Origin of the sequence: Nocardia sp. XZ_19_231, from assembly GCF_015355705.1 — a bacterium.
Classification (GTDB): Bacteria; Actinomycetota; Actinomycetes; order Mycobacteriales; family Mycobacteriaceae; genus Nocardia; species Nocardia salmonicida.
Genome location: NZ_JACUZI010000002.1, coordinates 835,134 through 855,584, shown reverse-complemented (window position 1 = coordinate 855,584; position 20,451 = coordinate 835,134). Strand labels below are relative to the sequence as shown.

The window sequence follows — 20,451 nt, the reverse complement described above, 5'->3', positions numbered from 1 at the left end:
GCCTGAACGCGCGGCGATCCCGCACCGTGCAGATCGAGCCATCATATAGACCGACTACACGTCAGCCGAGTCAGCGTGCCCCCGGTACTCGGGGCCCAGAGGAGTATCGGACCGACCCGCGCACGTGTTGCCGCTTCAACAGCAAAGTGACGGGGCTCATAAGAACCACCGTCACTCGCTCTGCGGAGAAGATTCCGCGCTCACACCGCTCAGTGCGCGGAAGGGCCCCACTCCAGCGGGACACCCTTGGCGGCGAGGTACGGAATCGGGTCCATCTTGCTGCCGCCCTGATCCCAGATCTCGAGGTGCAGGTGCGGGCCGGTGGACTGGCCACGGTTGCCGACGGTCGCGATGACATCGCCCGCGTTGACCCGCTGGCCCTCGCTGACGAGCATGTCGTTGACGTGTCCGTAGACGCCGGTGGTGCCGTCGTCGTGCAGCACCCGCACCCACAGGCCGAAGCCCGACGCCGGGCCCGCCTCGATCACGGTGCCGCTGGACACGGACTTGATCGGGGCGCCGATCGAGTCGGCGAAGTCGAGGCCGTAGTGCATGGCGCCCCAGCGGGCGCCGAAGCCGGAGCTGATCGGGCCCGCGACCGGGCGCGCGGCCTGCGGCGGCGCGACCTGGTGCTGGATGCCCTGAAGGATGTCCTCGACCTGCGACAGCGGGCCGGAGATCTCGGGAGGCAGGTTGCCGATGCCGAAGGGCGCGGCCACGGGGGCGGCGATCGGCGCGGCGATCGCGCTCACCGGGGCGGTCTCGACATGCGCGGCGACTTCCTGCGCGGCGACCAGGTCGACATCCTGGCGCGCCGACTCGGGGGCGACCGATTCCGCGACACTGTCGTCGTGGGTCGGCAGCAGCGGCGCGGCGAAGGCCAGGGCCGGGGCGATCTGAGCGGTGACGCCGACCAGCGCGCCAGCGGCGACCGCGGCACTCGCGGCGACCCGCACACGATCCGAACGCGACGCCTCGGCGCGGTGCCTGCTCCTGCTCGGGCTCCGGCCATCCGCGTGCGCAAGCAGGGCCTGCACGGAGATGGATTCGGGACCCACACGGTGCTGCGACAAGATCTCGTCCTAGCGTCCGACAACAAGGAAACGAAGCCGGTCTGCGACCGGCCCGGAGACCACCTGGGCATTCTCCGCTGTCGAACTATGTGTAACGGTTCGGCATACGTTGTGACGGGAACTCTACCCGGCCGTGACCATTCCGCAACCTTCTGTCACGAAAACGCAGGTAGATGATGTGCCGCACGGTAACAATCACGGTGCCCGCCCCATCAAACACGTTGTCACCGGGCCTGAACACGGCCCTGACGGACCAGACTCGACCCATGGTGATCGAGACCTTGACCGTCCCCATCGTTGCCGCGCCCATGGCCGGCGGCCCGTCCACACCCGAGTTGGTGGTCGCCGTGGCGGCCGCGGGCGGGTTCGGACAGCTCGCCGCCGGATACCTCGGCACCGAGGCGGTGGCCGCGCAGATCGAGGCGACGAGAGCTGCCACCGCGGCGCCGTTCGGCGTGAATCTGTTCGCGCCCGGAGTGGTGGCCGATCCGGCTGTCTATGCCACCTACCTCGCCGAACTCGGCGCCGAATTCCCGCTCGGCACCCCCGAGCACGACACCGACGGCTGGGCCGACAAGCTCGATCTGCTGGTGGCCGATCCGGTCGCGGTGGTCTCGACGACCTTCGGCTGCCCCACCGCGGTGGAGGTGGACCGGCTGCACGCGGTCGGCTCGGAGGTGTGGGTGACGGTCACCTCGCCCGCCGAGGCGCTGATCGCCGTCGACGCGGGCGCCGATGTGTTGATCGCCCAGGGCGCCGAGGCGGGCGGGCATCGCGCGACCTTCCTCGACGACCCCGCCGACGACCTCATCGACCCGCCCGGCCTGCTGACCCTGATCCAGTTGCTCACCGCCGTCACCTCACGACCACTCGTCGCGGCGGGCGGAATCGCCACGGGTGCCGGCGTGGCCGGGGTGCTGGCGGCCGGGGCGTCGGCGGCGCAGATCGGCACCGCGCTGCTGCGCTGCCCCGAAGCGGGCACCAACGCAGTGCACCGCGGTGCGATCGGCACGCCGGAACCGACGATGCTGACGCGCGCGTTCACCGGACGTCGCGCCCGCGGGATCCGCAACCGTTTCCTCGTCGAACACACCGCCGACGCACCGGCCGCCTACCCCGAAATTCATTACGCCACTGCCCCGTTGCGGGCCGCCGCGCGAGCGAGCGGCAACACCGACGAAGTGAATCTGTGGGCGGGACAAGCTCATTCACTGAGTACCGGGCAACCGGCAAGCGAACTGGTCACCGACCTGGCCGCCGACGCGAAAAGCGCACTCCGAAAAGCACTTTCGGAACGAATTCAGGGTTATTGACAACGAATTTCGTTTAGACTCGGACCTGGCATCGCATCCCGCCGACCACCCCCCAAGCAGGAGGAGAGCGCCATGTCCCTCGATGTTCCCGCCGCACTACTCGAACGCGCCGAACAGGGCGATATCGACGACGCCGAATTCGTCGAATGTGTCCGTACGTCACTGCCTTACGCATGGGAGGTGGTGAGCCGGGTCGCGGACGACCTGCGCACCGGCACCGATGAATACGCCGACAATCGGGTGCCGCCGCCGGACGAGGTGGCCCGCGGCCAGCTGCTGCGCGCCTTGGCCTCCGACGCCATTCGTGGTGGCTTGGAGCGGCATTTCGGTGTGAAGCTGGCCTTCCAGAACTGCCATCGCGTCGCGGCGTTCCCACTGTCGGCCGTCGGCGGGGAGACCTACACCCGCTACATCAGCCCGCGCGCCCAGCTCTTGAACCAGAGCCCCGAGCTGCGCAACTGTTGAGGTAGAACCGAAAAGGGCGGGCATGGACGCAATTCCACGCCCGCCCTTTTCGCGTTTACTCCGTCATCGCGGCCCGCCCGCGACTCGAGCGCGCCCGCGCTCCAATTACACCGTGACGACGTCGAGCTCGCCCTCGGCGTACTGGGCGCGCAGGCGCTTCTTGTCGAACTTGCCGACGCTGGTCTTCGGGACCTCGGCGATGAAGGTCCAGCGCTCGGGCAGCTGCCACTTGGCGAACTTGTCGGCCAGGTAGTCACGCAGCTCGGCGGCCTCGGCGGCAGCGCCTTCGGCGAGCACGATGGCGACCAGCGGGCGCTCGTCCCACTTCTCGTCGGGCACACCGATGACGGCGGCCTCGGCGACGGCCGGGTGGCCCATCACCGAGTTCTCCAGATCCACCGAGGAGATCCACTCGCCGCCGGACTTGATGACGTCCTTGGAGCGGTCGACCAGGGTGAGGTAGCCGTTGGGGCTGATCTTGCCGACATCGCCGGTGCGCAACCAGCCGTCGTCGAACTTGTCCGGGTCGATCTCCGCGCCGGTGGGCGAGTAGTAGGAGCCGGTGATCCACGCGCCGCGGACCTCGAGCTCGCCGAGGGACTCACCGTCGTTCGGCACGACCTTGCCGTCGTCGCCGACCAGGCGGGCCTCGACGTTGGCCGGGAAGCGGCCCTGGGTGTAGCGGTACTCCCAGGCCTCGTCCTCGCTGATACCGGAGGGCGCGTGCGCGACGCTGCCCAGCGGGGAGGTCTCGGTCATGCCCCACGCGTGCAGGATGCGCACGCCGTGCTTCTCCTCGAACGCGCGCATCATCGCGGGCGGCACCGCGGAACCGCCGACCACGGCGGTGCGAAGATGCGAGATGTCCTGCGGCGCGGCGGCCAGCGCGGCCAGCACGCCACCCCAGATGGTGGGCACCGCGGCGGCGAAGGTCGGCTTCTCGGCCGCCATCATCTCCAGCAGCGGGCCGGGCTGCAGGAAGCGGTCCGGCATCAGGACATTCGCGCCCGACATCAGCGCCGCGTACGGCAGACCCCACGCGTTGGCGTGGAACAGCGGCACGATCGCCAGCACGTAGTCCGAGCCCTGGAAACCCATGCCGTTGGGCGAGTTCACCTGCATGGCGTGCAGCCAGTTGGAGCGGTGCGAGTAGACGACGCCCTTCGGGTCACCCGTGGTGCCGGAGGTGTAACACATTGCGGCAGCGGAGCGTTCGTCGACGATCGGGAAGTCGAAGTCGGCGGACTGGGCGTCGAGCAGCTCACGGTAGGAGTGCACCGTCACGCCGTCGGGCGCGGTGAGCGCGGCGGAATCGCCGTTGACGACGATCACGTGCTGCACGGTCTTCAGGTTCGGTAGGTACTGCGCGAACAGCGGTAGCAGCGTGCCGTCGACGAGCACCACCTTGTCCTCGGCGTGATTGGCGACGAAGACCAACTGCTCGGGGAACAGCCGGATGTTGAGCGCGTGCAGCACCGAGCCCATCGCGGGCACCGCGATGTAAGCGACCATGTGCTCGTTGTTGTTCCACATGAAGGTGCCGACGCGGTCGCCCTCTTCGATGCCGAGCCCACGCAGCGCGTTGGCCAGCCGAGCCGAATCCGCACCCAGCTCGCGGTAGGTCATGGTGCGAACACCGTCACCGGTCCATGTGGACACAGTCGAATCGCCCTGGAAAGTTGCGGCATAGTTGAGCAGTTTGGCCAGCGAGAGCTGGTCGTCCTGCATGGTGCTCAGCATCGGTGCTCCTTCAAGTCCCTGCCGTGGCATGAGCCACGTCACACCGGATGTTACCGAAAGGTTTGAGCCCCGCAATCGTTTCCTCCGACAACATTCCCGCAGGTCGGCTCGTCATCATTAATAAAGAGACGTCTCATGGGGCGGCTGACCATCAGGGCCGCTATGGTGCGACGGCACGCCGGGGCCCGCGTGTTCGGCGTTGTGCACAGCGTCGACGACCAGCCTGCGGACGTGATCGTTGTCGAGGCTGTAGAAGATGGTGGTGCCCTCGCGGCGGGTTCGCACAAGGCGGGCCATACGCAGTTTCGCCAGGTGCTGAGACACCGAGGGCCCCGGCTTGCCGACCCGGCTCGCCAGTTCGTTCACCGAGAGTTCATTGTCGGCCAGCGCCCACAGGACCTGGACCCGAGTCGGGTCGGCCAGCATTCGGAACACCTCGACCACCAAGCCCACCTGATCTTCGGCCAGCGGCGAGCGGTCATCTGCATTCATGCGCAGATAATAGATCGCCGACGGCGGTCCTCCGTAACCACCGATCCGGGCGTTCGTCAGACCGGCATGCCCAGTGCCGACGCGAGCGTCTGGCCGAGGGCGCCGACTAACGCGTCGAACGCACCGGGATCGAGAATCTGGCTGTATACATCGCGGCTATGGCAGCCCGCCGGTGCCGGTACGCCGTTGAGCCGGTCGTTGAGCCAGAGAACGACCGAGCCGGCGCCGGAGAGGGCCGCGATGCCGTGTTCGCTGAACAGGTCGCGGGTGTAGGAGACCGTGGCGGCCGGATCCTGGCAGTAGGTGTCGTAGAGCTTGTTGACGGCGTTGATCGGCATCGCCTCGTCCAGCGGCGCCTGATAGATGTAGAGCGGGGCGGTCGGAGTGCCACGATTTCCGAGGGTCAGTTCGTCGAGCACCGTCTGCATTTCGGGTGCGCGCATCGGGTCGCCGGGGTAGTCGAAAAGGCCCTTGATGTTCACGAACGGGAATGCCGCGAATTGTATTGCGACACATTGCTCTTCGTGCGCCATCCGGAGCGCCTTGCCCAGCGGGTTCATGTACCGCTCGATGAATCGGTCGACTTCGGGATATTCGCGAGCGACACCGAACAGTCCGCCGAGCACGGCGCCGCCGAAGGTCGAAGTCGCGTTGTTGTAGTCCACGGCCGCCCGGATATCAGCGAGCAGGCCACCGGTCGCCGAGCCGACCAGGTTCAGTTCGGGCGCGTACTCCGGCTGTAGCTCGGCGGCGTGCGCGGTGGGAATCGCACCGCCGGAGTATCCCCACATCGCGGTGCGGGTCACCGCGCCGGACAACCCCGCTTGATCGAAGTTCTGCGCGGCGCGAATTCCGTCGAGGGTGATCCGGCCACCGAGCGGACCGACGGCGTAGGCCGCGTCGGGGCCCTGATGATCGGGCACCACGACCGCGTGCCCGAGTTGCAGCATCGACTGCACCTCGATGAATTCCAGCCCGATCACGCTGTTGAGCGGATTCGGCAGCGATCCCATCTGCAGGGCGTAGGACGGCGCGCAGTTCTGCGACAACGAATCCTCGGCGAACTGGAACGAGACCAGACTGCGCTCCCCCGTCGGCGCGGGCCGATGCGGCACGATCACTGTCGCGACGGCGGGAATCGCTTCGCCGCGGGTATTGGTGCTGCGGTAGGACAACTGCCAGGCGCGCACGTTGAGCGGTATCAACCAGAAGTTGGCCAGGTTCACCTGTCGCGCGGACAGAATCTCGCCGGGTGCGGCCGCGGCCACCCGCGCCGGGTCTGGGTTGTAGAAGGCGGGGTCGAGGAACGGCGGTGCGGGCGGCACCGGGAACGGCAGCGGCGGGGCCACCGGCACCGGATCGGCCACGGCCGGACTCGCCACGGCGGGGCAGGTCGCGACTGTGAGCCCGGCGATCAGCGCCAGACACGCCCCTGCGAGCACCCTGCCGGTGCTGCCTGTGGTGGCCATCTTCATATTCGGCTCCTCGAATCCCCAGGTGGCAGCGCGTGCCGACCATAAAAGAGAGTGATTGTTTCCTAAAGTGTGACGACTGTAGGACGAGCAGAGCCACTGTGTCAACGATCACGTCCCCCGGGGATCGCCGGCGGGCGCCGGAACGGCAGGATGATCGGCCATGACCGCCGCTACCCCACGCCCACGCCGCACTCAGGAGCAACGCCGTGCCGCGACGGTGGCCAAACTCGTCGACGCGACCATCGCGGCGATCGGCGAGCTGGGATACCAGCGCACTACCGTCCAAGAAATCTGCGGGCGCGCCGGACTGTCCGTCGGCGCGATGTTCCGCCAGTTCGACAGCAGGCTGGACCTGATCGTGCGGACCGCCGACGAAGTTTTCGCTCGCCAACTCGCCGCATTCCGAGCGCTGATGGAATACCTGGGCGCACAAGAGGATTCGCTCGACACCGCCCTGCGATTCCTGCGCGAGGCCCAATCCTCCAACATCACCCACGCGCTGCGTGAGATCTACCTCGCCGCTCGCTCCGACGCCGAATTGCGCGCCCGCATCGAGCCGACGGTGGCGAGCTACTACGCCGCGATGGTCGAAGGCGTCGAGCAGACCGGCGTACTGAGCCAGTTCCCCGACAAGCTGCGAGAATCCGTCTTCTTCCTGCTCCTGCATTTGTTTTCGGGCGAGGCGATCGTCCGCCCCGTCTATGCCCGCCCGGACCTTGATGCTTCGATCCTCACCTTGATCGAAGACATGCTCAGGACCTACGCCGAGTCCCTGCCCACCGGCGATTAGTTACCTGCCCGGATTCGCACCACGGTGATCGCCCCGTCGCGGCCGGATCCGCTCAGCGCAAAGCGATCTCGGCGAGCGCGGTCCAGTCGGCCAACACTTGTTTGCGACGAACGCGGTCACGTTTGACCATCTCGTCGAGAGTGGCACCACGGACCAGGTTGATAGTGAGCCAGAAGGTGCTCTCCAAGCGCTCACCGGTGATGGCGGGGTCGATCAGCCCGGCACAGCGGTCGAGCAGTTCGACGGTGAGTTCGTGCTGCACCCGCAGCATTTCGCGGCGCAGCGCCGCGTCGTTGGCGATTCCCACATACAGCTCCACCGCGGCACGACCGAGCTTGCCCGCGAAGGTAGCGGTAACCAACTCCACCAGCACAGCGCCCGCCGACGTGCCGTCCGGCACCGCTTTCGCCTTGCGCAGCATGGCTTCTCGCTGACGATCGGTGAGATGGCCGATGGCCTGAGCGAACAGTTCACCGCGCGTGTGGAACTGATGCAGCTGCGCACCACGCGTCACCCCGGCCCTGGCAGTGATGTCGGAGATGGAGGCACCCGCGTAGCCGACCTCGGCCAGACTCTCGATGGCGGCATCGAGCAGCAGCGTCCGGGTCCGCAGACTCTTCTCCTGATGCTTGTTCGGTGGCAGCGCAGACATAACTCCAGTATAGGGCTACAAAATTACATGTCGCATTGCATGCAATTCAGTGCTCAGCGTACTGTCATTCGCATGGCTGTAGACCGGATGTTGCCCACCGACGAGGCACGCGAGCTGATCGAACTGACCCGCGACATCGCCGACAAGGTGCTCGAGCCGCGCGTCGCCGAGAGCGAGAAGACCGGAGCCTTCCCGGACGGCGTGTTCCCGGCGCTCGGCGCGGCCGGGTTGCTCAGCCTGCCGTATCCGGAGGAATTCGGCGGCGGCGCGCAGCCGTACGAGGTGTACCTCCAGGTGCTCGAGGAAATCGCGAGCCGCTGGGCCGCCGTCGCCGTGGCGGTGAGCGTGCACGGCCTGTCGTGCCATCCACTGTTCACCTACGGCACCGACGAGCAGAAGCAGCAGTGGCTCGACCGCATGCTCTCGGGCGAAACCATCGGCGCCTACAGCCTTTCCGAGGCCCACGCCGGTTCCGACGCGGCCGCGCTGCGCTGCCGCGCCACCCCCGTCGACGGCGGCTACAACCTCAACGGCACCAAGGCCTGGATCACCAACGGCGGCCGCGCCGACTTCTATACCCTGTTCGCCCGCACCGGCGAGGGTTCGCGCGGCATCTCCTGCTTCTTGGTCCCCGCCGACACCGCGGGTCTGAGCTTCGGCAAGCCCGAGGAGAAGATGGGCCTGCGCGGCATCCCCACCACCACCGCCGCCTACGACGACACCTTCCTGCCCGCCGAACGTCGCATCGGCGAAGAGGGACAGGGCCTTTCGATCGCCTTCAGCGCCCTCGACGCGGGCCGCCTCGGCATCGCCGCCGTCGCCACCGGCGTCGCCCAGCGCGCGCTCGACGAAGCGGTGGCCTACGCCAAGGAACGAGAAGCCTTCGGCCGCAAGATCATCGATCATCAGGGTCTCGGCTTCGTCCTCGCCGACATGGCCGCCGCCGTCGACACCGCTCGTGCCACCTACCTCGACGCCGCCCGCCGCCGCGACGCCGGCCTGTCCTACTCTCGGCAGGCCTCGGTCGCCAAACTCGTCGCCACCGATGCGGCCATGAAGGTGACCACCGACGCGGTTCAGGTCTTCGGCGGCTACGGCTACACCCAGGATTTCCCTGTCGAGCGCTACATGCGCGAAGCCAAAGTCATGCAGATCTTCGAAGGAACCAATCAGATCCAGCGCCTGGTAATCGCTCGACATCTGGCAGGGTAGCTAATCTGTAATGCACTGATCATTGCAGGTTAGCGCGTTTGGGCAACTGATCAGTAAACTGGACGGCATCTCGAGACCTCGACGAAATGAGGCGCGCGATGCTGTGGTGGTTGATCTTGATCGTGATCGTGTCGGTGGGCGCTCTGCTGTACCTGCGTGCCGAACAGAACAAGCGCAATGCGCGCGAGCTCGAGGAGGCGCAGGCCGACGCGAGGGCGACTATCGAGCGGCTCGGCGGGCAGGTCTACCAGCTGTCGCCGAGCAACGAAGCGGCCCGTCAGGCGTTGGCCGACGCGTCCGAGCGGTACAACGCCGCAGGCGGTCAGATCGACCGCGCGGGCTTGCCCGTCCAAGCCCAACTGGCCAAGCAGTCCGCCCTGGAAGGCCTCTACTACATTCGCGCCGCCCGCACCGCGATGGACATGGACCCCGGCCCGCCGATACCGGCCATCGTCGGCCAGGACATCGCCGGCCAGGTCGACGAGAAACGCACCGTCGCCCACAACGGCCGCACCGTCACCGCTTCGCCCTCCCCCTCCGCCGGCACCCCGAACTACTTCCCGGGCGGTCGCGTGGCAGGTCGCCCCGTCCCGGCCGGATGGTATTCCGAGCCGTGGTGGAAGCCCGCGCTGATCGCGGGAGCCTGGGGTGCGGGGTCGGCACTGCTGTTCACGACGATGTTCGCCGGAATGGGCGGGGTCGGCTACGGCGCGCAGGCGTTCGAGGACGGCACCGGCGAAGTTGCCGCCGATCCCGGATCCGACCAGGGCGGATTCGACCCCGGCAACTCCGATACCGGTAGCGGCTTCGACAGCGGCGGCGGCGGTTTCGACGCCTTCTGATCTCCACCCAACGGGCCTACTCCACCGAGCCCGGCCCCACGCTATACTCAGCTCGGCCAGCCGAGGCTGGCGCGCCTTCGTAGCTCAGGGGATAGAGCAACCCTCTCCTAAAGGGTAGGTCGCAGGTTCGAATCCTGCCGAGGGCACCACAGGCGACCGAGGCCCCGCCCGATGTCCTCAGGTTCGAATCCTGCCGAGGGCACCACCGGCAATCGAGGCCCCGCCAGATGTCCTAAAGGGTAGGTCGCAGGCTCGAATCCTGCCGAGGGCAGTGTGCCGCCCTCCCCGTGCTGATCGGACCCGCCGATAGAAGCCGAGGTGGTGGGCCAGCACGTTGGTCATGTCGCCGTACGCGGCGAGGGCCTCCACCAGCAGCACCCAGCCCAGCGCCCGGCGGTGGCCCGTCACCAGCAGGATGCCCAGGACCTGGGCCAAGACGAATCGGGTGCCGTGGCGGCCGAGTCGGTCAGGGCTCGAGCACGTAGCGACCGCGCGTCCCGCCCTTGGCCATGGCCCGGTGGGCGTCAGCGGCTTGGGCCAACGGAACGACCGCATGCACTCGCGTCGACAACCGGCCGGACGCGGCGCGGGCCAACAGCTGCCCCAATCGCGGACCGTCCGACTGCGCCATCAGGACGTTCACCGTGATCCCGCGCTCGACCGCGGGCACAATATTGGGCCGGACGCCGACGAAGGCTCCGCCGTCGCGGACCGGGGTCAGGCCCCACACCTGCTGCGACGTGGTGTCGACCACCGCGTCCCAGCCCGGCGCGGCCTCCGTGACGAAGTCCGCGCCGAGACCGCGGACGAACCGCTCGTCTGCGGCTCGGGCCAGACCGGTAACCTGCCAGCCGCGGTCGGGTGCGAGCGAGGCCACGTTGGCCCCGATCGCACCGGCCGCACCGGTCACCAGCAACCGGTTGCCGTCGGCGGGCGCGTCGCCGAGCAGATCGACGATCTGCGCCGCACCCAAGCCGCTGAGCGGCACCGTCGATGCCGCGAGGAGGTCGAGTCCGTCGGGCACTACGGCGAGATCAGCGGCGGGCACGACGAGTTGTTCGGCATAGGTGCCGAAGTCGCGATCGAAACCGAGGACGACACCGGCAACCCGACTCCCGACAGGCAGGTCCACGCCCGGGCCGGCAGCGAGCACGGTGCCCGCGAAGTCCCAGCCCAGGCCGGTGTGCTCGGGCTGGTTGATCATGCCCATTTGGTGGAAGAAACCGCCCACGACCCCGAGGTCGGTGGGGTTGACCGGTGCGGCCGCTACCGCGACCCGGACCTCGCCGGGACCGGGCTCGGTGGTGGGGACGTCGATGATCTCGATCGAGTCGGGTCCGCTCGGTGTGCGGACGACGGCGGCCCGGAAGGTGGGTGTGCTACTCATGTTCGGCTCCTCTATCAAGTCTGTTCTGACGAGATCGAGACTGCTCCCGGGGTTTTGGAAGGCACTTGGAGCCGACTTGGAACACTCGACGCAGCGCGGCGGACTGCGGCAATGTGACGTACTGCAATCGACTGTTACACATAGTGTTTCGATCAACCGCCACGCGATGAATCGTCGCAGTGGGCACGACGTGGAGCGCTCGATGCGCTACCGGCCCGACGGCGCGGGCCGCAGCGCCCCGACGCCGATCTTGCTTTCAGTGTTGCTACGGAGGCGAAACATGGACGCCCAGAACATAATCTGCGCGTGTTCGAGCGTCGGCGGACCAGTGGGGGGCGTTCCACTGATCGGCGATGACGGCGGCCCGGGCGAAGTGGGCGGCGGCGTCGTCGCGGCCGAGGAGGAGAGCGAGTTCGCCGAGTGTGTGGGCCACCGGGCGCACGGCCAGCGACAGGCTCGCCGCGCCCGCCGGCGGACCGTCTCGGTGGGGCAGCAGATCCGCGTAGATCTGCTCGGCAGCGTCGCGGTCGCTCGAGGCGACAATAGCCATCGCGCGCAGGCTCGTCATGAAGGTGAAGAAGAAATCGGGCCGGATCGGGGTCGGTGACGTGCGGGCCCGGCGGGCCTCATCACTGCGGCCAGCGGCGTGGAGAGCGAGCGTGAGCAGGTCGGCGACCATCGGGCCGAGCGCCTCGTGTAGAGATCGCACGTCGTCCAGGTGGTCGCCGAGCGTGCCGTCGTTCAGCCAGGTCACCGCCAACGCGAGGCGGAGGAAGCCCGTGGCGTGCACCGATCCGGCGCGTCCCATGCGTTCGGTGGCCTCGGCGTAGAGGCGCTCGGCCTCGGCGAACCGGCCCTCGATGAGCACCAGCGACGCCAGCGCGATCTCGGCGGCGCCGGTCGCCTCCGGCATCCGGTACGCGCGGGCGAGGTCGAGTGCCTCTTCGGCCAGGCGGCGCATGGTCGCCGGATCGTTGGCCGCGGCGGCGTTCGCGGCCTGATCGATCAGGCCTGTCACGCGGTAGACCGGCAGGTCGTGCTCGACGCCGATCTCCACCAGCTCACGGGAGTACTCCGCCCGCCCGGACTCGCGCGCGAGGACCAGCAGCGCCGCGGCCCGGCGAGGAGGAACAACGGCCAGGTCGAGTGCTTCCCGAGCGGCCGCCATGACCGTCGGATCGCCCTCGCCCACCAGCTCGTGGGCGTACGCGATGAGGAGATGGGACCGCACGTCGGGGGCGAGGCCGGTCCGCTCGAGCAGGCGGTTGAGGCGGTCGACGATCGGCCGGTCGACCGTGCCGTACATGCGGGCCTGCCAGGGGGTGGGCTCGGTCCAGGCGGTGAACGCGGCGATCATCAGGTCCTCGCGCCCGATCGACTCGGCGTACTCCAAGGCCTGCGCGCGCGTGTCCCTGGCCGCAGCGAAGGCCCCGGACCTGACCTGCACGCGCAGCAGCCTGCCGAGCAGGCCGACGCGCTCGTCCGGGTCGCTGGAGTTGGTGACGGCGTCGGTGAGGAGCGCGACCGCCACGTCGTGGGCATAGCGGGCCTCGGCCAGCTCGGCGGCCCGCACGCAATAGCCGACGGCCTTTGGTGATCCCGCTCGCGCATAGTGATGGGCCAGGGCCGCGACGTCGCCGGAGCCCTCCAGGGCCGCGGCGATCCGGGCGTGCATCCTGGTGATTCGCAGCCGGCTGACATCGGTGACCAGCGTGTCCCTGACCAGCGCGTGAACGAACCGGACGCGCCCGGGCCCGGGCTCGTCGAGCAATCCGGCGATGACGCCCGCGTCCAGCGCGTCCAGCACGCCGTCCTCGTCGGTGTCGGCGGCCTGCACGAGCACATCCACCGAGCTTTCCCTGCCGACCACAGCCGCCAGCCGCAGGACGGACACGCCGCTCTCGGGCAGCCTTGCGAACCGGCGCCGCAGCACGTCCCGTACGCCCTCGGGGACCTGCGAGAGCGCGATCAGCGCGCCCTCGCCGTTGAGCAGCCGCGCGCTCTCCCGCACATAGAACGGGTTGCCGCCGGTCCGCTCGGCGATCCCCGCCACTGTCGCGTCGTCGGCCTCGCACTCGGCGCGTACGAGCTCGGCGACGGTGTCGCGATCGAGTCCGGGCAGGTCCAGCCGGAGGGGCGCGGTGCGGGCGAGGGACCCGAGTGTTTCGATGAGGCGCTCGCTTTCGTCCGCGCGGTATGCCGCGACGACCAAGATCGGGGCCCGCGTACCGCCGCCGCCGGCGAGCAGTTCCAGCGTGGCGGCGTCAGCCCAGTGCAGGTCGTCCAGGACGACGACGACCGGACGGTCGGCAGCGGCCGTCGAGAGCCAGTTCCACACAGCCTGCCGCAGCCGGAACCGCCCAGCCGCCGCGTCACCGTTCACCGGCGCGGAGTCGCAGAGCAACGGCGCCAGGGCGTCGGCGAACTCCCCCGGAGGAACGCTCTCGGCCACTGTCCGCAGGGCCTCGACCCACGCCCACGCGGGCGGGGCGCTTTCCACGTCGGGACAGCGCCCGGCAGCCACGAGCCACCCGTCCTGCCCGAGCCGCGCACCGAGATGCTGCAGCAGCGTCGACTTGCCGAGCCCCGCCTCCCCGGTGACCAGCGCGACACGTGCCCCATCAGCGACTGCCTCCCCAGCGGCCGCCAGCAGCGCCTCGAGCTCACCCTGCCGACCCACGAACGCTGTCGTAGTCGGTCCGTCATTCAGCACCGACGGCATGGTGCTCGGTTCGAAAGCCCTTGTGCCGGAAGTATTGACGAGATTCTGCGGCACCGCATCACGCGCCACCGCACCCGGCGCACCGTCGGGGGTCGTCCATGGTCGAGACTGCACAAGGCTGGACGGCGGGACCGCCGCGCGCAGGAAATCCATGCGCTGGGCGAGGATCGCCTCTTCCAATTCCACCAGGTCCGGGCCGGGGTCGAGGCCCAGCTCGTCGGCGAAGGTGGCGCGGGCGCGGCGGAGCGCGCTCAGGGCGTCGGCCTGGCGGCCACTACTCCACAACGCGAGGGCGTGCAGGCGCCAGCCCTCCTCGCGCAGGGGATTGTCGTGAGTGAGGATCTCCGTCTGGGGGACCACCGTCGCGGGATGGCCGAGCCGCAGTCCCGCCGCGATGTGCAGTTCGCGAGCGACCAGGCGCAGTTCGTTGAGCCGGACGGTCTCGCCGACGACCCACGGCTCGTCGGCGACCTCGGCGAACGCAGGTCCCCGCCACAGCGCCAGCGCCTCGTCCAGCCGGACGCGAGCGTCACGGGGATCGGCGAGCGTGCGGGCCTCGTCGAGCAGCTGCTCGAAGCGCCATGCGTCCACCGCCTCCTGCGGCAACCGCAATGCGTAGCCGGGCGAAACGCTCACCAGCAGGCGGGCCGGGGTCCTCGGCGGGCGGGCGGGTTCCAGGAGACGGCGCAGATTGGACACGTACGCCTGCAACGACGCCAGAGCGCGTGACGGCGGTTCGCCGCGCCACAGGTCCTCGACCATCCGGTCGACCGATACGACCTGCCCGCGCGCGGCCACCAGCAAGGCCAGTACGCCGCGCTGCCGCGGTCCGCCGAGGGGAAGGGGTTCGCCGCCCGCCTCCGCCGCGAACGAGCCCAATACCCGGATCAAGACCATGACGTGCACATCGTACGCACGGCCACGTCAGGTTTTCCAAGTCGGCTCCAAGTGCCTTCCAAACCCCAGGGAGCAGTCTCGAGCACATCGAACAGACCAAAGATGAAGGGCTGGAACAGATGAGCGTCAACACACAGGACATGGAGGTCGTCCACCGCGCCTTCCGCCGCGAGTCGCGGTTGCTGATGGAGCTCGTCGCGGCGGTCGCCCCCGGTGACACCGCTCGCGCCGCGGTGATCGCCGACCACTTCCGCGACTACCGGCTGGGACTGAAGAACCACCACGAGGGCGAGGACGAGCTGCTGTGGCCACCGCTGCTGTCCCGGGTCGATCTGGAGGCCGACATCGTCCTGCGCATGCAGGCACAGCACGAACGCGTCGAAGCCACGCTGAACAGGCTGGACGCCGCGATCCCGGCGTGGGAGACCACGGCCGGAGCCGACGAACGCGACACCGTCGTAGCGGTCCTCGTCGATCACCGGGCGGTCCTGCTCGAACACCTCGACGACGAGGAGACCACGCTTCTTCCCCTCGCGGCCGAGTACATCACCGAAAAGGAATGGGCTTCCCTGGGCGACCACCTGGTGGCCAACACGCCCAAGCTCACCCTGTTCACGCTCTTCGGCTTCGTCCTGGAGGAAGCCGACCAGGCGGAACGCGCCGCGCTCCTCGGCGGCCTCCCCGCACCGGTACGCGCCATCTGGCACGTGCTCGGTCGCCCCCGCTACGCCCGCCACATCCGCCGCATCCGCGCGGCCTGACGTACAACGCGAAATTTCAGGAAGGGAAGCCGAAAATGCTCATTGTCACCGGCCAGATCATTGCCGCCGTCGCCGTTCTCGCCAATGCCATCGTCTATGGCACCGATGTCTGCGCGGCCGTGATCACCCGGTCCGTAAACCGCAAGCTCGATGACGCGACCGTAACCATGAGCGCGGGATGGGGCCACTACTACGCCGATAAGCGTATGCCGATTGTCGGTGCGGGCGGTGTGGTCACCGCCGTGCTCACGCTGCTGATCGCGTTGTCGGCCGGGCAGATCGGTGCCGCGGTGGCGGCAGGGATCACGGTGGCGGCGCTGCTGACCTGGCTCGCCTTCTACATCCGCATCGCCAAGCCGATCAATTCCCAGCAGACCGCCGCCGCGCAGAGCGGCATCATTCCGGCCGATGCCCGTGCGCTGCAAGACAAGTGGGACAGCATTCTGAAGTACCGTGTCCCCCTGCAGTTCATTGCCATTGCCGGACTGTGCGCCGCGCTGATCCTGTTCTGATTGCGCTTCCCGCACCCGACAACTTCCGGCTGATCGCCGGGCGCACACCTGATATCGAATTCACCGAGGAGTAACCGACATGACCTTCACTATCAATGAACAGCAGTTCCTCGCGGAGGCCGGGATCGGCCGGCTGGCCACGGTGTCGCCCGACGGCGTTGTGCAGAACAACCCGACCAGCTATCGGGTGAACACCGACGGCACGATCGACATCGGGGGCATGCGGATGCGTGCCAGTCGAAAGTACCGCAATGTCGAGGTGGGCAGCCGGGCGTCGTTCGTCATCGACCAACAGGTTTCCTTGGAGCCCTACGTGATTCGCGGCATCGAGGTACGCGGCACGGCCGAGGCGCTCGATGACGAAGAGCCACCGTTCCGGCCCCAGGAACGCGCGGTCATCCGAATTCACCCCGAACGGGTCATCTCCTGGGGCATCGACAGCGGATCCTTCGACTTCACCAGTCGCGCCGCCGAGTAGTCAGGCATCATGGGCGATCCCACAAGAAAGGGCTCAGGGCAAACTCAGCCTCGATCACCAGCCGCCCACCCGAAAACCGCAGGTCGTACCCGTTCCCATGTTCGACACGCCCCGCCGAGGGCACCACAAGCGATCGACGCCCGCCTACGGGATCGGCAGGCAGGAGCTTCCGGTATTCAGGCCCCGCCCAACGACCTCGACCGTCACGTACTGCGTAGAGGTAACCTGCCCGGGTTTGAACTGCTGGGCGAAGACGTTTTGACTACCGGAGTACACCGGGGTCCACTCGAAGGTCGCGGTGCCGTTCTCCGGGTGATAGACGGCAACCCCGAGCCGCTCACCGTTGCCGGGGACCGAACCACCGCTGATGCCGACAGTCACCTCACCCGCCTCGGAGACCGGTGCGTCGACCCCGACGGTCACCGTATAAGCGCAGCCGGTACGTAGTCCTTCGGCCGGCTGTTCCACGCTCACTCCGGTGACCGCGGCGGTCGCGTTCGGAGCGGACATGATCATGGTCGGTACGGCACCGAACACCACGGCAAGGCCGAATCTGCGAGTACGGACGTTCATTGGCGATCCTCTCGTTTGCATCCACTGTGCTCCCGATCACCGCCCGGCGCCAGACCCGCCTCGGTTTTCGCAGAGCGCGCGCTCCACCAATTCTCCCGCCGCGCGCAGTTGCGCGAATCCCTTGCTGTGCGTGACATCCTCACCGACCGCGAGGGTGGCCGACAACGAGACGACAGCGCTGCGGTTACCGTCCTCGGTCACTCCGACGTTGGTGAGAAAGCCCGTCTGGCCGCCGTTGTGCATCCAATAGGTGCCGCCACAGGACAGCGGCACCGAGAACAGGCCGAGTCCGTAGCCCGCACCCGGCCAGACCTGCCCGATCACGCCGTCGACCGGCACAGTTTTCCGCATCTGCGCCAGTTCCTCGGGTCGTAACAGCGTGCCGCCGAGGAGGCTTCGATAGAACGTGCCCACATCGGCGGTGGTGGAGAGATAGCCCGCGGAGGCGTCGGCGTCCACCAACTCGGTGACGTCGATCAGCGGCCCGTCGACCTCGAATTGCTGGTAGCCCCTCGCGTGCGGGGTGGGCAGTACGGCCGTGTCACCGGGCCAGTGGGTATCTCGCAGCCCGAGCGGCTCGAGGATTCGCGCACGGACCTCGTCGTACCAGGAACGGTCGACCGCCCGCTCGATGATCATGCCCAACAGAACGTAGCCGACATTGGAGTAGGACCACCCGGTGCCCGGTGCGAAATCGGGCGCGTGCCGCATGGCCGATGCCACGGTCTCGCGTGGGTCGCGCACCTGATAGCGAAGCCGGTAATAGTCTTCGGCGGTATCCATTTCGGGCGCGATTTCATGAATACCGCTGGTGTGCTGCAGAAGTTGACGAACCGTGATCCCGGCTCCGTCGTTCCCGTTGCCGTGCACCGTATCCGGGATCCACTGCTGAACGGTGTCATCGAGCGCGAGACGCCCCTCACCGACCAGCAGGAGGACCACGGTCGCGACCATCGTCTTGGTCAGACTGCCGATCCGGAAAAGGCCTTCTGGTGACACCCGGCCCGGGGCGCCGGTATCCGACTGCCCGGCCACCGCGGACCGATCGATGCCCGCGGCGACATCCACAACTCTGACCTGCACTCCAGTGGTGCCGAGCGCCGCGATCGCATCGACGTCGCGTTGCAGGGTGTCGGGCTCGACACCACAGCCACTGACTACCAAGACCAGAGCAAGCACTACGGCCGTCATCACAGATCGCATCGGGCACCCCTTTCGCACAAGCGGCAACCTATCGACGGCCCACGCTGCGCGACATCACCCAGCGGTACTGCATCTCAGTCCCTTAGGTACCGATTTCGACCGCCCCTGGTATCAGCTCGAATGGCGATTAGGATGGTGGCGGTGGGATTGGTGTTCGAGACCCGACGGTCGGATTCGTCGTGGGTGGAGTCGGTCTGGACTTGCCGCAGTGAACAGGTCGCGGAGATGACCTCTGTGGCGACCGAGACCTGGGGATTGGTGTTCTGGGAGCAGGAGGGAGTGCCCTGCGCGGCGGTCACCGGGCCCGAAGTCGCCACCAGCACCGCGCCCGTTCCCGAGGGGGCGGACTTCGTCGGTATCCAGTTCGCGGTCGGCACCTCGCTGCGCGCGGTGACCGCCACGACGCTGGTCGACAGCGGGATCGTCCTGCCCGACGTCACCGACCGGGGTTTCTGGCTGGACGGCGCCCACTGGGAGACTCCGCACGTCGACGACGCGGAAGCGCTGGTCCAGCGGCTCGTCGACCATGAGGTCGTGGTGCGCGATGCCCTGGTCGCCGACACACTGCGTGGCATGGCGCCCGCGATCACCGAACGCACGCTCGAACGTCGCTTCCGGGCGGCGACGGGTCTCACCCAGGGCGCGGTACGTCAGATCGAGCGGGCGCGCACCGCGGCGCTGCTGCTGAGTGCGGGTGAGACGCCGGGCGATGTCGTCGACAAGCTCGGCTACTACGACGAGCCCCACCTCGCCCGCGCGCTGCGCCGATTCGTCGGCCGGACGGCGCGGCAGCTGCGCGAGGGCGGCAGTGGTGTGATCGCGCTGGATCTCACTCAGCGCACGACGTCGTAGACGAGCTTGGCGACACCGTTGGAGTAGGTTGCCGAGTCACGCAGGTGCAATTGCTGTTTGGGCCGATCGGCCCGACCGAACAGGCTCTTGCCCGCGCCGAGCAGCACCGGGAACACGAGCAGGTTGTATCGATCGATCAGGTCGGCGTCCGAAAGACTCTCCGCCAGTGCGGCGCTGCCGTGGATGTAGATCGGACCACCCTCGGTCTGCTTGAGCTTTTCGATGTCCTCTGTCGAGCGCAGGATGGTGATCTCGCCCCAGCCGTCGATCAGCGCGTCGTCGGTAAGCGACGAGGAGACAACGTATTTGGGCAGATCCTTGTAGGCGGCGTGATCCTCGGAATCGCGCCAGATCGGGGCGAACGCCTCGTAGCTGCGACGGCCGAACATCAGCGCGGTGGTATCGGCGAGCTCCTCTCCCTTGAGCGAAAACGCCTCCGGCACGAACTCGGTCTCCATCACCCACCCGCCACTGCGATGCCCCTCGACCTTCCCGCCGGGCGAATCCACCACACCATCGAGCGACATGAACCCCGTGTAAACCAGTTCGCGTGCCATCACAATCCTCCTGAATACAAGCGTCGGAAACTGCCTGCGATCAGCCTAGGGAACCCTCCCCCACCCTGTCTTGGACGAAACCGACACGGGTGTTCCTCGCCCGAAGTAGGACGAACCGAGCATTCGATCGCCTGCGCGCCGAGTTGGAGCCTTGAACCGTCGCCGGTTCGCCCCACCCCGCACGTCGCTAGCCGTCGACGTCTACAGCTGTCGCGTGCTTTGCATGGATGGCGCTGCGGCGTGCGGCGGCACGGGCCGAACGGCGATCGCGGCTTTCAGCGGTGCGACGAGGGTTGGTCGACTCGTGTTCGCGGATCGGCTCGGCGACCTCCGCTCGATCGCCTCCCCCGAAACGATCACGAACCCGGTTCACCGCAACGGCAACCACGTCCCAGAGATACGCCGCGACAACGAGCAGGATCAGACCCGCGCCCGCGATCGCGAACACGGGCCCG

Annotated in this window: 21 protein-coding genes and 1 tRNA gene; 10 read left to right on the top strand and 12 right to left on the bottom strand. The window is 67.9% G+C overall.

Translation table 11 applies throughout. The features are described 5' to 3' along the window. Positions 1-209: 209 nt before the first annotated feature. Entirely contained in the window at positions 210-1,073 is an 864-nt protein-coding gene (locus IBJ82_RS11310) for a M23 family metallopeptidase (RefSeq protein ID WP_228536845.1), read from the bottom strand. Positions 1,074-1,339: 266 nt separating this feature from the next. On the opposite strand from IBJ82_RS11310, the gene IBJ82_RS11305 reads away from it, so the two are divergent. Beyond that, positions 1,340-2,386, top strand: coding sequence for a nitronate monooxygenase family protein (locus IBJ82_RS11305; RefSeq protein WP_194825845.1), 1,047 nt, complete (start codon positions 1,340-1,342; stop codon positions 2,384-2,386). A gap of 72 nt (positions 2,387-2,458) precedes the next feature. Next, positions 2,459-2,851 carry an SCO5389 family protein gene (locus IBJ82_RS11300; RefSeq protein ID WP_062982488.1) on the top strand — a complete coding sequence of 131 codons (393 nt, stop codon included), beginning with the start codon at positions 2,459-2,461 and terminating at the stop codon, positions 2,849-2,851. A 105-nt stretch (positions 2,852-2,956) separates the two neighbouring features. On the opposite strand, the gene IBJ82_RS11295 is transcribed toward IBJ82_RS11300, so the two are convergent. The 3 genes from IBJ82_RS11295 to IBJ82_RS11285 form a co-directional block, all read right to left on the bottom strand. Next, positions 2,957-4,591 carry a long-chain fatty acid--CoA ligase gene (locus tag IBJ82_RS11295; RefSeq protein WP_194825844.1) on the bottom strand — a complete coding sequence of 545 codons (1,635 nt, stop codon included), beginning with the start codon at positions 4,589-4,591 and terminating at the stop codon, positions 2,957-2,959. Positions 4,592-4,708: 117 nt separating this feature from the next. Further along, on the bottom strand, positions 4,709-5,083 hold the full coding sequence (locus IBJ82_RS11290; protein ID WP_194825843.1) for a metalloregulator ArsR/SmtB family transcription factor: 375 nt from the start codon (positions 5,081-5,083) through the stop codon (positions 4,709-4,711). A gap of 56 nt (positions 5,084-5,139) precedes the next feature. Then, positions 5,140-6,558 (bottom strand): lipase family protein, encoded by a 1,419-nt coding sequence (locus tag IBJ82_RS11285; RefSeq protein WP_194825842.1) that lies wholly within the window; start codon positions 6,556-6,558, stop codon positions 5,140-5,142. 160 nt (positions 6,559-6,718) lie between these two features. On the opposite strand from IBJ82_RS11285, the gene IBJ82_RS11280 reads away from it, so the two are divergent. Then, positions 6,719-7,348, top strand: a complete 630-nt coding sequence (locus IBJ82_RS11280) for a TetR/AcrR family transcriptional regulator (protein ID WP_194825841.1) — start codon at positions 6,719-6,721, stop codon at positions 7,346-7,348. A 52-nt stretch (positions 7,349-7,400) separates the two neighbouring features. On the opposite strand, the gene IBJ82_RS11275 is transcribed toward IBJ82_RS11280, so the two are convergent. Beyond that, positions 7,401-8,000, bottom strand: coding sequence for a TetR/AcrR family transcriptional regulator (locus IBJ82_RS11275; protein ID WP_194825840.1), 600 nt, complete (start codon positions 7,998-8,000; stop codon positions 7,401-7,403). 72 nt (positions 8,001-8,072) lie between these two features. On the opposite strand from IBJ82_RS11275, the gene IBJ82_RS11270 reads away from it, so the two are divergent. The 3 genes from IBJ82_RS11270 (at position 8,073) to IBJ82_RS11260 (ending at position 10,203) form a co-directional block, all read left to right on the top strand. Then, complete coding sequence (locus tag IBJ82_RS11270; protein ID WP_194825839.1) at positions 8,073-9,212, top strand: acyl-CoA dehydrogenase family protein; 1,140 nt, start codon at positions 8,073-8,075, stop codon at positions 9,210-9,212. A 98-nt stretch (positions 9,213-9,310) separates the two neighbouring features. Then, positions 9,311-10,054, top strand: a complete 744-nt coding sequence (locus IBJ82_RS11265; protein ID WP_228536844.1) for a DUF1542 domain-containing protein — start codon at positions 9,311-9,313, stop codon at positions 10,052-10,054. Positions 10,055-10,127: 73 nt separating this feature from the next. Beyond that, positions 10,128-10,203 (top strand) — tRNA-Arg (locus IBJ82_RS11260). Between the two features lie 28 nt (positions 10,204-10,231). Here IBJ82_RS11260 and IBJ82_RS34635 read toward each other — a convergent pair. The 3 genes from IBJ82_RS34635 to IBJ82_RS11245 form a co-directional block, all read right to left on the bottom strand. After that, entirely contained in the window at positions 10,232-10,489 is a 258-nt protein-coding gene (locus IBJ82_RS34635; RefSeq protein ID WP_228536843.1) for a DUF4267 domain-containing protein, read from the bottom strand. A gap of 31 nt (positions 10,490-10,520) precedes the next feature. Continuing rightward, a complete protein-coding gene (locus tag IBJ82_RS11250) occupies positions 10,521-11,441 on the bottom strand; it encodes an NADP-dependent oxidoreductase (protein ID WP_194825838.1) in 921 nt (306 codons plus the stop codon). A gap of 265 nt (positions 11,442-11,706) precedes the next feature. Beyond that, positions 11,707-15,060 (bottom strand): AfsR/SARP family transcriptional regulator, encoded by a 3,354-nt coding sequence (locus IBJ82_RS11245; RefSeq protein WP_194825837.1) that lies wholly within the window; start codon positions 15,058-15,060, stop codon positions 11,707-11,709. Between the two features lie 119 nt (positions 15,061-15,179). Between IBJ82_RS11245 and IBJ82_RS11240 the strand changes: the two genes are divergently transcribed. From IBJ82_RS11240 to IBJ82_RS11230, 3 genes are all read left to right on the top strand, one after another. Continuing rightward, positions 15,180-15,821 carry a hemerythrin domain-containing protein gene (locus IBJ82_RS11240; RefSeq protein ID WP_194825836.1) on the top strand — a complete coding sequence of 214 codons (642 nt, stop codon included), beginning with the start codon at positions 15,180-15,182 and terminating at the stop codon, positions 15,819-15,821. Between the two features lie 35 nt (positions 15,822-15,856). Beyond that, positions 15,857-16,333, top strand: a complete 477-nt coding sequence (locus tag IBJ82_RS11235; RefSeq protein ID WP_194825835.1) for a DUF1772 domain-containing protein — start codon at positions 15,857-15,859, stop codon at positions 16,331-16,333. Positions 16,334-16,412: 79 nt separating this feature from the next. Further along, the gene (locus IBJ82_RS11230; RefSeq protein WP_194825834.1) at positions 16,413-16,811 is read left to right on the top strand and encodes a PPOX class F420-dependent oxidoreductase; all 399 of its coding nucleotides are present in this window, start codon (positions 16,413-16,415) and stop codon (positions 16,809-16,811) included. 144 nt (positions 16,812-16,955) lie between these two features. Here the strand turns inward: IBJ82_RS11230 and IBJ82_RS11225 are convergent, their stop codons facing one another. Both IBJ82_RS11225 and IBJ82_RS11220 read right to left on the bottom strand, forming a co-directional pair. Continuing rightward, positions 16,956-17,384, bottom strand: a complete 429-nt coding sequence (locus IBJ82_RS11225; RefSeq protein WP_194825833.1) for a hypothetical protein — start codon at positions 17,382-17,384, stop codon at positions 16,956-16,958. 36 nt (positions 17,385-17,420) lie between these two features. Then, positions 17,421-18,587 carry a serine hydrolase gene (locus IBJ82_RS11220; RefSeq protein ID WP_228536842.1) on the bottom strand — a complete coding sequence of 389 codons (1,167 nt, stop codon included), beginning with the start codon at positions 18,585-18,587 and terminating at the stop codon, positions 17,421-17,423. A 225-nt stretch (positions 18,588-18,812) separates the two neighbouring features. Between IBJ82_RS11220 and IBJ82_RS11215 the strand changes: the two genes are divergently transcribed. Then, positions 18,813-19,439 (top strand): helix-turn-helix domain-containing protein, encoded by a 627-nt coding sequence (locus IBJ82_RS11215; RefSeq protein ID WP_228536841.1) that lies wholly within the window; start codon positions 18,813-18,815, stop codon positions 19,437-19,439. Here the strand turns inward: IBJ82_RS11215 and IBJ82_RS11210 are convergent. Next, on the bottom strand, positions 19,421-19,996 hold the full coding sequence (locus IBJ82_RS11210; RefSeq protein WP_194825831.1) for a dihydrofolate reductase family protein: 576 nt from the start codon (positions 19,994-19,996) through the stop codon (positions 19,421-19,423). The genes IBJ82_RS11215 and IBJ82_RS11210 overlap by 19 nt on opposite strands. 187 nt (positions 19,997-20,183) lie before the next feature. Continuing rightward, entirely contained in the window at positions 20,184-20,444 is a 261-nt protein-coding gene (locus tag IBJ82_RS11205; protein WP_194825830.1) for a hypothetical protein, read from the bottom strand. Between the last annotated feature and the right edge of the window lie 7 nt (positions 20,445-20,451).